The sequence below is a fragment of the Virgibacillus necropolis genome (assembly GCF_002224365.1).
Lineage (GTDB): Bacteria > Bacillota > Bacilli > Bacillales > Amphibacillaceae > Virgibacillus_F > Virgibacillus_F necropolis.
The window spans coordinates 3,272,118-3,285,204 of record NZ_CP022437.1; the positions used below are offsets into that span (position 1 = coordinate 3,272,118).

General features: G+C 38.1%; 11 protein-coding genes. 1 reads left to right on the plus strand and 10 read right to left on the minus strand.

Going from position 1 to position 13,087, the window contains the following annotated elements; all coding sequences use genetic code 11:
- Positions 1-383 precede the first annotated feature (383 nt).
- From CFK40_RS15480 to CFK40_RS15520, 9 genes are all read right to left on the minus strand, one after another.
- Positions 384-1,241: an energy-coupling factor ABC transporter ATP-binding protein gene (locus CFK40_RS15480; protein ID WP_089533318.1), complete on the minus strand. Its 858-nt coding sequence runs from the start codon at positions 1,239-1,241 to the stop codon at positions 384-386.
- A complete protein-coding gene (locus tag CFK40_RS15485; protein WP_089533319.1) occupies positions 1,238-2,098 on the minus strand; it encodes an energy-coupling factor ABC transporter ATP-binding protein in 861 nt (286 codons plus the stop codon). Before CFK40_RS15485 ends, CFK40_RS15480 begins: the two co-directional genes overlap by 4 nt.
- Entirely contained in the window at positions 2,095-2,844 is a 750-nt protein-coding gene (locus CFK40_RS15490; RefSeq protein ID WP_089533320.1) for an energy-coupling factor transporter transmembrane component T, read from the minus strand. Before CFK40_RS15490 ends, CFK40_RS15485 begins: the two co-directional genes overlap by 4 nt.
- 207 nt (positions 2,845-3,051) lie before the next feature.
- The gene (locus tag CFK40_RS15495) at positions 3,052-3,678 is read right to left on the minus strand and encodes an ECF transporter S component (protein ID WP_089533321.1); all 627 of its coding nucleotides are present in this window, start codon (positions 3,676-3,678) and stop codon (positions 3,052-3,054) included.
- Positions 3,675-5,138, minus strand: a complete 1,464-nt coding sequence (locus CFK40_RS15500; protein WP_161493885.1) for an amidohydrolase family protein — start codon at positions 5,136-5,138, stop codon at positions 3,675-3,677. Before CFK40_RS15500 ends, CFK40_RS15495 begins: the two co-directional genes overlap by 4 nt.
- A 247-nt stretch (positions 5,139-5,385) precedes the next feature.
- Positions 5,386-6,348, minus strand: a complete 963-nt coding sequence (locus CFK40_RS15505; RefSeq protein ID WP_089533323.1) for a nucleoside hydrolase — start codon at positions 6,346-6,348, stop codon at positions 5,386-5,388.
- A gap of 208 nt (positions 6,349-6,556) precedes the next feature.
- On the minus strand, positions 6,557-7,387 hold the full coding sequence (locus CFK40_RS15510) for a BtpA/SgcQ family protein (protein ID WP_089533324.1): 831 nt from the start codon (positions 7,385-7,387) through the stop codon (positions 6,557-6,559).
- A 223-nt stretch (positions 7,388-7,610) separates the two neighbouring features.
- Positions 7,611-8,411 (minus strand): SDR family NAD(P)-dependent oxidoreductase, encoded by an 801-nt coding sequence (locus tag CFK40_RS15515; protein ID WP_227001945.1) that lies wholly within the window; start codon positions 8,409-8,411, stop codon positions 7,611-7,613.
- A gap of 383 nt (positions 8,412-8,794) precedes the next feature.
- On the minus strand, positions 8,795-9,535 hold the full coding sequence (locus CFK40_RS15520; RefSeq protein ID WP_089533326.1) for an MBL fold metallo-hydrolase: 741 nt from the start codon (positions 9,533-9,535) through the stop codon (positions 8,795-8,797).
- 1,093 nt (positions 9,536-10,628) lie between these two features.
- Here CFK40_RS15520 and CFK40_RS15525 point away from each other — a divergent pair.
- Complete coding sequence (locus tag CFK40_RS15525; RefSeq protein WP_089533327.1) at positions 10,629-11,720, plus strand: carbohydrate kinase; 1,092 nt, start codon at positions 10,629-10,631, stop codon at positions 11,718-11,720.
- A gap of 454 nt (positions 11,721-12,174) precedes the next feature.
- On the opposite strand, the gene CFK40_RS15530 is transcribed toward CFK40_RS15525, so the two are convergent.
- A complete protein-coding gene (locus tag CFK40_RS15530) occupies positions 12,175-12,792 on the minus strand; it encodes a recombinase family protein (protein WP_152640144.1) in 618 nt (205 codons plus the stop codon).
- Positions 12,793-13,087: the final 295 nt, after the last annotated feature.

A 13,087-nucleotide genomic window follows, 5' to 3' on the forward strand; every position in this document is an offset into this window, starting at 1 on the left:
TTCATAAAGTCTACCTAATTAATCTGTACAGCCAGCCTTATCCATAAATTCTGCCTTCCATCTGGTGATGAGCTGAGGAATGACCCCATATTCTGAGAGCCTCTCTTCAAAAGAGGTTCTTCCCTGAGCACTTATAAAACTGCATTGTATTTTTCTTCTGGACTGTAGGTTTCCTTTTTTTACTCGTAGAAATTTGTCCAATACCCTGGGGACAGTTTACTTGGCGTTTATGTTACAACACCGATAATAGTTGTTACTTTCGAAAACTTTAATATTATCTAATATCTTTACTTTGTTCTCGTGCATTCATAAGTACACATAATTCATCACCCAAGATTTCAATAATTATTATGGAGGAAACCGTCTTGGCGTCCTGCATTCCATCAAATGTTAGCGCCATCCCTTATTAGAGTATTTCCAGATTGGTCCTCTGTAACTTGATTTTTTTTCAAGACATCAATCATTTGATCAATATCTAATATTCTGTCTTTGAAATTTAGTTTATTACTTAATCTACTGATATGGGGCTGTTTTAGCATCGCTTCTTTTAAAATGTCTAAATCCCAAAATACTTCTTGCTTATTACTATCCGAGATTACTCTCTTATTTGCCATCACTATGACACGTTCAAAATTCTGAACGACAAACTCCATATCATGTGTTATTGTAATAATGGTTTTCCCTTCTCGAACTAATGAATCCATTATGAAACCCAACTTTTTAATTGCTATAGAATCTTGACCAGCTGTTGGCTCATCTAAGATAATAGTCTCTGTACCCATTGCAATCACCGAGGCAATTGTGACAAATTTTTTCAGGGAATAAGGCAAATGATACGGATGTATATCTAAAAAGGGCACAATTCCTGTCAATTCTGCGGCTTTCATTACATTTTCATCAATTTCCTTCTCCGAAAATCCAAGGTTTTTAGGACCAAAACTTATTTCGCTTTTTACATTATCATGAAAAATTTGATCATCAGGATTTTGAAATACATATCCTACCTTTCTAGATATCTGCGCTGTTGTATAATCTTTTGTATTTAATCCATCAATAATGACATCACCTTGTGTCGGCTTTAATAATCCATTCATCATTTTCACCGTAGTTGTTTTACCGGCTCCATTTTGTCCAATTATGGCTACCAATTCACCTTTTTCAAAAGACATGCTGACATTTTCAACAGCTGTAAAACCATTAGGATAACTATAAGTAACGTCATTTAAAGTTAAAAAACTCATTGTTTCACCCCTTGTAATATCAATTTTTTTATCGTTTCAATAGAGTCCTTTTCAGTAATTGGAATTCTATCCGTATTCATATTGTGTTTACGCATTTCTATGTTTAATTGTGTATACCGAGTTAACTCCATACCATATTGCTCTGTATTTTCGTCAGATAGCACCTCTTCCGTTCTTCCTTGTTTCATAATCTGCCCATCCTGAAGAACAATAACAAAGTCTGCATACTCAGCAATTAACTCCATTTTATGCTCTACTAAGATAATTGTTTTCCCCTTTTTCTTCATAATATCTATTGCTTTAAATATTTCCTCTGTACCCTGTGGGTCCAATTGTGATGTCGGTTCATCAATAACTAGAATATCTGGCTCCATAACCAAGATAGATGCTAGAGCTACTCTTTGTTTTTGTCCGCCTGAGAGTTCATTCGGATTTTTGTGTTGCATATACTCAATGCCAAACAACATAATTATGTCTTGAACTTTCTTTTTAATAATACTAACTTCAACACCTAAATTCTCAAGGCCAAAAGCAATCTCATTAAAAACAGTTTCTTTTACTCCACTTATTTGAGTAAAAGGATTTTGGAAGACAAAGCCGACCTTTTCCGCAAGTTCACTTGGATCCCAAGTACGAACATCTTTACCGTCTATCAACACTTCACCACTTAAATCTCCCTTATAAAAATGTGGAATAAATCCTCGAATTACGTTACAAAGTGTGGTCTTTCCCCCACCATTGACACCAACTAAGGCATACAGCTTTCCGCTCTCAATATCAAGATTGATATGATGCAAAACCTCATCGCTACCAGTAGGGTATTGGTATGATAGATTTCTTATCTTTATTCCACTCATAAGGAAAACCTCCAGATTATGATAAAAACTAGTAAAATCAATAGTATAGTCCTAACTAATTTATCACCCTTAGTCTTTTCCAATTGTTGTAAATTTGTCTTTTTGGTCTGAGCAGTAAAAGCCCTTGACTCTAAAGTTATAGCTTTTTCCACTGTGCTTGAAAATGACGATAAAATCAAAGGAGTTAATGCGGGTATAAAGGCTTTCATTCGTACCCTAAGCTTACCTTCTGTTTCCACACCGCGAGATCTTTGGGCATCCATAATTCTTATCATATCCTGTCTCATCTCCGGAATAATATTAAATGAAGAGACAAGCACAAAGGTTGCTTTTGGCGAAACTCCTAATATTTCTAAAGAACGAGCTAGATCATTTATTTTTGTAATCTGGAAAAATAAAATTAGTGCTGATCCTATCGCCACAATTTTGGACGTTAATTGTAAACTGAAATCAATTCCTTCTTGTTTAATTGAGAATGTACCCCATGACCATAATATTGTATCTCCCGGATAGAAGAATGATTGTAAAAGAAAAATCATTATAACTATTGGAAACAATCCCTTGAAAACAAAGTTTGCAAAAAACTTTGCTTTACCAGCTAACATAGCAATGAATAAGCAAACCAAGAGGATCAAATATGAATATAAATATCCTGGTAAAAGAAACGGAATTATGCATACAAATAGTGTGCAAAAAAGTTTCGTAGTTGGATATAGATTTAGAATAAAGGATCTGAGTTTTTCCATAGGTGTACCTCCCTTTTATTTTAAGGATCATATATTTATTGGACTCAAGGGGGGGAATTGGATGACAATATCCTCAATCACTAATTGCTATAATATATGTGGATAAAACTCGCCCCCCGCACGGCTTGAATCCATACATCAATTTTCCCTACTCCAATTTTTGAAATAGGCTTAATTTTTTAATCTATAATGCATTAATATATTCTTTCAACCTACCTTCTTGTTATTCTTGTTATTCTTGTTACTCTTGTTATTAATATATAAATATCCATAGTTTTGTTTAGAAAGGTATTGATCTGACATCTTTCGAACTACAAAGTAAGCAACAAATATGGAAAATATTTTGTCAAAACTTTCGACGAATATTTTTTGAGTAAAGACGGCAGTCCATATTTCACGCCCCGAAGCTAAAAGAACGGCAGTGAAGGCATCTGATCCAGTTCCGGATGCTCCTCCAAATACCATAATAGTTATCGGCGTCGCAATTAGTATCGCAACAATAGCCACAATAAAACCGGTAACCGTAACCTTCCAAATTTTTGTTGTCATACCCTTCTTAGCTAGGAGACCTACTACAATCCCTGTAGCCATTGAAACCGGCAAAAACGCTAACTGGGCAGGGTCAAATACCCCGAAAAACAGTTTTGATACCGCTCCTGTTGCCGCTCCAACCCATGGGCCAGCTAACATAGCGACAATCATCGTGCCTATTTGATTTAAGAAGATAGGTACCTTCAACAAATGGACCAATTCTCCAGCAACCACATTTACTGCAACGCCAATGGGAATAAGCAAAATTGCCATAAGTGTAAAATCCTTTTTTATTCCTTTCATACATTTCCCTCCTCTAAATTATGATGGAATTTATAATACATTTTAGAAAAATGTGGTTCGCATTCCTCGGCCAACTGAAGGCTTGATTGACTTTTTTCAATAAGGGATTCATATTTATCTTTAACTGATTGTAAAATCGCCTTTTCATCAAATGATATTATTTTGCGATTCTTAAGAACCCATTCACCCCTAATCATTACTGATTCTATCGAAGTTCCGCTCTCATAATAAACAATCTGAGATATGATATCTGCATCTACAGCAAAGGTAGGTGATTTCCTGGTTAATAAAACTATATCCGCTTCATAACCTTGTTTAATTTTCCCACGTTGCTTCTCTTCGCCTAGTAAATATGCGCCGCCAATTGTAGCCATTTTAAAAACATCTATAGGCTTCAGCCATTCTTTGAAATTGGATTGTTCGTGTCGACTATGCATAACTGCGAATCTCATTGCTTCAAACAGGTTATGAGTAATTCCGCAATTGGAGGAGTCCGTTCCCAAAGCCAAGTTAATCCCGGCTTGTAAATATGATGAAATATCTGCTCTCCCACTTCCGAGCATCATATTACTAACTGGATTATGAATAAGGGAAACACCATGCTTTGCTAAAATGTCCACCTCATCAACTTCAAGCCAGATAGAATGGGCCGCGGATAACTTTCTTGAAAGCAATTGCTGTTCCTGTAGTCTGCCTATTATTCCACCAGGAAACTTAACATCCGCTATATCCTTTTGAATTCTCGTTTCCAAGAGATGTGTATGAATAAATGCCCCTTCTTGTTCACTCAAATGCTTGCATAATGCAAGCATTTCCTTCGAACATCGCTGTGGCGCATTTGGTCCCAATAAAATTTTAATTTTATTATTTTTTTGATGCCAATTGTTAAGAAGAGATTCATAAAGCGCTTTCATTTCATTGACTATAACTGGAGAAATATCATCAAGTTTTCTCTTTAAACTTATGGGTAATTCAACAGGGAGAAAATGATGATCTGGTATATCGTGCATCATTGGTGCAAATCCGACTCTAATAGATGAATCTTCATACGCTTTCAAAGCAGCTTCTGATCTTTTAACATGAGGAAAATGGTCAATACAACTGGTAACACCACTTTTAATCATCTCTATTACACCTAATAGCACTGCATTATATATATCATCATCATCAAGAGAATGTCCATATGCCGTTGTATACAGCGACCATATTTCTAACGGTAAATGGCTGGTAGTCCCTTTTAACATATTTGAATAGGAATGATAATGGGCGTTTGTCATACCAGGAATTACTATCATTTCGGATCCATCAATTGTTTCCTTGGCACGAATTGGTGGTTCACTCCCGGGGTAATGTGGGATAACTTCTTTTATGATTCCATTATCCACCAAAACACTGCCTTGAATAGTACCTACTTTATCATCCATCGTGATAATAGTCGCATTTTTAATTAGTATTGACATAATGCCACCCCAATATCGATTAAGTATATTAATAGAAAAGAGACGACTAAAAATACTGTTTTCCATTCTTTTCTTTAATTGATTCCGAATCGCCTGTATTTTATCATCCTGTTTAGTTCCACATGTTCCCAAATGGATAAGGTTTTCTGTTTAAATTTCACTAGGGGCATCTATCCCCTGTGGAACAAGATGAAAGATTCACGCTTTGAATACCGAAAGTCGCATTCTGGTTCTTTTTCTGGTGGACCTATCGAGCTAGAGCTTTTAAGGCAGAAATCCGATCGGCAAAACGGTTTGCCACTCTCTCCCCATCAACTCCCATAAGAATCGAGGTATTGGGGTCGGGATTACCCCACTGTCCCGTAAATTCGGTTACGGTCTGACCCGATGTCAGCAAACCCGACGTCTCAATTGACACAAAAGCCGGCTGCACCTCAAAAAGTTCAGGCCAAAGCGCATAAGCTACGGCAGGGACGTCGTTGTAAAAAATGCCTGACTCCGCTTCTTCGACTTGTAGCGAGGTGATGTATGCCTTCCGACGGAATTCGGTAGCTCCTAGAAGGAAATCTCCGGGGCGAGTACTCGATGCCTTAATACGATCAAGGTTTTCGTTCGAAATCTTCACCTTTGAACAAACATCGAGACCTACCTGAACGATTGGCGCCCCCGACTCGTACACCACGCGTGCGGCTTCCGGATCATTGGCTATATTGGCTGACGCCACAGGGGTAACATTGCCACTAACACGGACTGCGCCGCCCATTACGATAATTCTTTTCACCTTCTGTGCGAGACCTGGGTCGATGGAGAGGGCGAGCGCCACGTTGGTTACAGGTCCTAAAGCTATAATGGTGATTTCGTTAGGTGCCTCGTTACAACGTCTCAAGATCTCCAATGCAGCATTTTCCTTGGACTCTGAAACAGTAGGCTTAGGGCGCTCAATGCCACCAAGTCCGTTGTCTCCATGAATGTGTTTGGCAAAGTTTGGTTGACGAACAAGGGGTTTGCCAGCCCCCCGGTAGACGGGAATATCTGTTCTTTCAGCCACTTCAAGTAAAGAAAGAGCATTGTATGTCGAAGTTTCCACCTCTATATTCCCAAATACTGTCGTCAAAGCTTCGATACGGATTTCCGGGGACGCGAGCGCAAGGTAGATTGCTGCAAGATCGTCAGTACCAGGATCAGTATCAATAATTACTCGTTCCACCATATTAATTTCCCCTTATATAAGTAAATTTATTGTCGGTTCTACAAAATATAAAAGCATCATCATGATACACAGAAAAATCACAAATGCCAACGATAAAAAAATATTGTTTAGGTATAAATTTCATCGTTTTTTTAAGACTAACTCTTCTTTGAGTGGAAGTTTAGTTTATATAAGGGGCTCAATTAGCCCCTTATATCCATCATCATATTTAAACTGTGAAAGTTTCTTTGCTACTTTGTCTTTCCTTATCTACCCCTTCACAAAAACGACGCGTTTTTTCTTCGTCAACTGGATTTGTCATTATATCGTCAATCTTGGAACCATATCCAAAAACTGCCCCATCAGCATATTTAAGAAGATTTGCGGTCTCGACTTTCATTCCACTTCCAATAATTATAGGCACATCAGGCACTGCTTCTCTAACTGCCTTTAAGTTTTCTACTGATGGAGGATCTGCCGATTCCTCTCCGGCCAAGATCAGTGCGTCAGCCATTCCACGATAAGCTGTATCTCGTGCCAAAACCCCCAAAGGTCGAGGCGCTAATGGAGCAGCATGTTTTGTTTGAATATCTGCGAAGACCTTGACATTCTCTAGACCAAGATGTTTTCTATACCTCATTACTAAGTGGGCTTCAGCATTGATAAAACCTTGGTCAGTTATATACGCATCAGTAAGTATATTAAGCCTAATAAACTCAGCTCCAACCACCCCAGCTATCGCTAACGCAGCTTTCCAAGAATTTCTTAGTATATTAATACCCATAGGAAGATCGACTTCCTTACGAATTTCGTGAGCTATCATTGTCAGCGATGCCACAGTTTCAGGTTCCATCGTATCAGGGTAAAAAGGATAATCGTTGAAGTTTTCTATTATAACGGCATTGGCCCCACTCTTTTTTAAACTTCGTGCATCTCGTAGAGCAGATTCCAAAACTTGATCTAGATTCCCATTATATAGAGGTGAACCAGGTAGAGCTTCTAAATGAACCATACCTAATACTGGTTTTTCTACACCAAAAACATCATTTAATACTGTCAAAGTAAACTCCTCCTTATTATTCGTTGACTTCTTGTCATACGATTCACATTACTATCTTCTAATTATCTAATCGATAACCTTTGGCTGTGCCTTAGAATCCGCCCAACTTAGCGTGGGGTTTCCACGCCAGCCAGCCGAAGCTTTGATCGTTAGAACAGTGGGCTCGGTAGGGAGCACCACCTCTGTTCTCACGAAAAAATTCCCCTCGGGTAACAAGGCAAGTCTATGCATGATTCCCAATCTTTTTTTCAATCTGATTTATTGGCAGTGCAACATCCGCATCCAAACTAGGTGGTCGGAGTTGCGCTGTGATTCCCCCATCGACAACTAGGACATGACCTGTAATATATGAAGCTTCCGGTGAAGCTAAGAAGCGAGTAGCGTGCGCTACGTCTTCGGGAATTCCAAGCCTTCCAAGTGGGATAAGATCAGCGGGCGAGGACTCTCCCCCGACAGCAGTTCGGTTTTCGACCAAGAAGACGCCCGGCATCACAGCATTAACCCGAATTTGCCGCGGAGCTAGGTCGAGCGCCATTGCTCGGGTAGCAGCCTCAATCGCGCCTTTAGTCGCATCATAAGCGACACGATTTCGATGTGCCCGTGTAGCCCCTCCAGAGCTCATATTGATGATGGATCCTCCATCGCCTTGGCGGACCATGGCTTTGGCAGCCAACTGACTGCAGAGATAAAGTCCACGAAGATTCACATTCATAAGGTTATCCCACATGTCGGGGTCTGTTTCGAGAAAGTGTCGTTCCGAGTGTGGTCCGTGGGCGATGCCCGCATTGTTAACCAGCACGTCAATACCGCCTTGGAAATTATGGGCTTGCTCAAAAAGCCTTTCTACATCGTCTTTTGACGAGACATCCGTATGTACGAAAAGGCCTTTCCCCCCCAAGTCGGCGATTTCCCGCACACATCTCTCGCCGGCGTCTGTATCAACGTCCGCGATAACTACCGAAGCACCTATTTCAGCAAAATCTAGGGCAATACCTCGACCGAGTCCCTTTGCACCACCGGTCACGATAACTCGTTGCTGTAGTCTATCACTCAATTGTATTCACACTCCATCCGATTTCAATTATTAATATGTTTGGCAAAGTTCAATCACTTGTTACACTATAATCTCTAATCTATTTGTGGCTGCTAATTTTAAGAGTTGTTTTATGTAAGCCTTTTCAATATTTCTGTTAGAAAATTTCAAGTATTAAATTTTCCTGGGTTTTAATTCCCTTTGAATATAAGGCTTAGTCAACTCAAACTCAGTTTGCTCCTGCATTTGGATACAGCGAAAGTCCACTTGTTCTTTCAATCTGTTATTTAAATTGATTTACACCATTTGTCTCACCTCCCTTATATCTTTATACACTAGTTATTCTAGGTTACATATACAGCAAATATCGTTCCCTATTCCAATACTATAGTAGTGTAATCGCCTAACGTATCAGAAAACCAACATTGTAAATCAGCTTCCCTTTTATAGAGATAAAGTGACTTCCCGTTAATAAGTTTCATCGGTATATCGTGTCCAGGTACCAAAATACTGCCTGTCTTTCTCATCCATAAACTCCATAAGTAATCAATTGAGTTTTGACTTTCTGACAAGTTTAACGTCATGTCTACATTGCCTGATAAAAGTTCAGTCCTATTTTTAGCTGCATCACCACTAAATAACAAATCATAATCACCATTATCTACACTGTATGCCATGTGACCTGGTGTATGGCCTTTAGTTTGATGAGCAACAATACCAGGAACAACTTCTTCAAGATGGTCAACTAACCTTGTTTGAGGAGAACGATTTAATTCCTTAACATACAGTTCAGGTACGTCCGATTCTCCGAGTGGTTCATTTAAGGCCCAATTCATATCCACTCGACCCACTACAATGGTTGCATTAGGAAACAAAGTCCAATTTACACAATGATCCCAATGCGTATGGGTCAATAGAACCATTGTTATATCATCGGGAGATAAACCTTTGTCATGCAGTCTTCTTAATAGAAGTTTCCTAACACCAAAACTGCCGACATCAATAATAATATTCTGGTCATTTTGGGATAACAGGGAAATTGTACTCCATCCAAGCCCTCCATGGGTTGAAGACTTTCCAGGAAATCCTTGGACAAATATGTTGTAGTCAAACATTACTAACCCCCCTTTCACCTTAGTACTAAAAAATTCACACTTGAAATTCAGTCAAAAGAAATTTAAATGCATTTTATGAGGTTTCGATTAATTGGCACATATAGTTTTCTGAATATATCAAATCAATTATTTTATCCAATTATAACAAAGATTAAATAAATTACAACACTTTTTATAAACTTTTGTTTTTTAAATAATAAAATGTTTATGTTGTCTTTGTAGATAAAATTATTTATAAAGGATTAAAACGTAGATGAAGAAAGGATTTGAAAGAGTTTAAAAAGTAAATAGGGGTTGAAATTTGATTAGTCGTTTGCGTTGTGGGGAATTTGTCATGGTTGGTTAAATATAAAAATTATGTTTACCTAGATGTTATCGAGATCCATTTGCAAAACATACCAATAACGAGATCAAACTTTATTATAAATTATCGAACTTTGAAAAATGACAAAAAAATAGCAGGAAAGGTTCGGGTGTCCTACCTGCCGGATGGTTAGAAAATCAAGGGTTTATTATTCGGGGCGCAAACTGAAAAATAAGCAAAATAAAGAAAAGGCTTTTTTCTAACAAATGTGGATTGCACCATTGGGCTGTCCCTCCGAAATAGATTTGGGTCTGCACACGATTCGCCCCCTCGAAAACATTTGTTGTTATTGACATAAAATCAATAGATTGCGACATGAATTGATGGGTGATTGATTATCACTGTGGAAATACACTTTGCGGTCCTAAGAGCTCACGATGAGTCTCCTGCAAGCAAACCGCTTACTGCGGAGCCCATCACCTTCGCTTTCTTGCATGAAAAGCAAAGAATCGTCAGTGTTTCATTACCCGAAGGAAATTGAGGGTCTTCGTGTTTCCCTGATGTTATGGTACAATCTATTGCAATATGGTGTAATAGTCTTTAAGGCAGTTGTTCTCGCTGGCTATTGAAAATTTTTATGGTATTACATCTTGTATGATCCTATAGTAAGCTTCTATGTGAATTTTCATCTAACCTGAATCTTTTAAATAGTTTACATCAACTGCCTGAATTAAAAACAACAAATTTTACAGAACGAGACTAAAGAATAAATAAGGAAGTGGATATCACATGGATAAGGAAAAGCAAATTCTAAACCAGCTTCGGCTAAATCCATTTAGTTCACAGCAGGAATTGGCGAATAAGGTTGGGTTATCAAGGCCGGCAGTCGCTAATTATATAACGAATTTGACAAGACGCGGTCTGATTAAGGGACGCGCCTACATTTTGCAGGAGGAGTCATCAATCGTCTGTATCGGCGGAGCCAACATCGACAGGAAAGCACGTACAAGCCAGAAAGTTCGTTTATATTCGTCAAATCCGGTAATAGTTACAGAAGTTTGTGGTGGTGTAGCACGTAATTTCGCGGAAAATTTAAGCCGGCTTGGCATTAGTACATCACTTATAACATGTGTTGCTGACGATAAAGAAGGATCCTGGCTATTGAACGAAACAAAAAGTCAAGGGGTAGATGTTAGTCAAGTGTGGGTGTTCCCAACCGAACGGACTGGCACATACACCAACTTGCTGGATACTACTGGAAAGAGCGTTGTCTCTATGGCCGATATGAATATCTATGATCAATTAAAACCTGAGGTACTGGAAGAAAAATGGTCGCAAATTATTGCGGCAAAAGCTGTTTTACTGGACACGAACTTACCAGAAGAAAGTATCGAATATATGATAAAACGACTGAAAGATCAAAAAACACCAATATTCATTGATCCAGTATCACCTGCCAAAGTCCGCAAACTGCCACGTTGTCTGGAAGGTGTCGTATTGTTAAACCCTACAAAGGCAGAGGCAGAAGTGCTTTCAGAAATGACCATTGCCACTATTGATGATTGTCAGGAAGCTTGTGAACGGATAGTTAAGCGTGGTGTGCAAAATGTTATTATTACTTTAGAAGGTGAGGGAATTTATTATTTTTCCGGAAAAGAATCCGGACATCTTTCTCTATATCAAACAGATGTGGTTGACGATACGGCTAATAAATATGTGTTTGCTTCCTGTGTCATTTACGAATTGATGAATGATGAACCGCTACTGAACGCATGCAAATTTGGTCTTGCCGGTTTTTATTTAACATTAAAAACAGAAAAAACTAATTCCTCCTATTTGAAACCAGAGAAAATTCATGAGATAGTGAAGGAATTTTCTTAGAATGAGAAGTAGGTTCCTTTGCCTTGGGAACAATTATAGACAAAAGACGTGAGTAGCTTGATAACAGTTGTCAGAACCATAATCATGACATTTAGTTGTAAAAGTGAAGGACATTCCCGCGCTTAGTGAAACAATACTGGGACAGGAATTTGTTGTTTCACCAGGCGGGAAAGAAAGGTGCGAATCAGGCTGTGGCAGCTGTACGCCTTGATTCAGAAGTACAAATGATAGCGTGTTAACGATTAATAGTATAAAGATATGAAAGTAAATATTGGTTAGATGCTTATTACAATTTGTAATATAAATATTCAAATGAGTGAATTAGAATTCAATAAGATTCTTGGTTTTATTAAATTCAAGAATCTTATTATCGCTGTGATACTGGCGAATTCCTGCAATCATTCTTGAATCCGTTCTACCCCTTAAGCAAAACCTAACCTTTAATTTAGTATTTTTACAATAAACCTTTTTCCTTCTTCTCTCTTATCAATATGCTTTTTAAAATGACAGTACATTCCTCTACTTCCTTATAGGAATGATTTTTCAATAAGGAAAGGGCATCTTCCATATGTTTCTTACTGAATTTTTTTGGTCTTCCTCCCCTGAAATCAGGTTTTTGCTTTGCTATCGCTTTACCTTCGCGCGTTCGCTCTACAATCATATCTGTTTCAAATTCCGCAAAGGCAAGCATGACACTCAAAATTAATCTTCCTGTAGGTGTATCTTCTACAAGACCCATATTCAAGACATGGACTTTTACTCCTCTTTCAAACAGTTCTTTCACTGTATTGATCCCGTCAGCTGTTGATTGGGCGAATCGGTCTAATTTTGTTACTACCAAGGTGTCACCTTGCCTTAACTCTTCTAGTAGCTTTACAAATTCAGGACGTTCTTTTTTGGTTCCGGTAAATTTATCCTTGTAAATCATGCTGCAGCCTTTGTTCGTAAACAAAATCCGATTTCCAATCTTTAAATGTGGAATCTGTTTTCCATGAACCATCGCATAAATGGTATCCGTATGAACCCCAAGGTAATTTGCGACCTCTTTTACTGTTAGTGTTTGCCGTTCCAATGTAAGTCCCCCTTTCAATAAAAAAATGCTGAAGATGAAGTGAAAAAACGTAATCAAAGGTAATAAAACACTTTCTATCTTTATAATCGAAAAAAGGTTTGATTTGGTGGTATTTATTTTAAACTTTTTTAAAAAATATGTTAAATACTAATAAAAAAATGCCTGGCTTCCTAGAAAAATCTTCTAGGTGGACAGGCATTTGCTGGTTTTTGGAGTGGGAAGATTGCATTAATTAAAATGGAAAAATTTTCACTTTGGTTGAATCAAAGCAAATATTGATGTTATCAAAGCGATT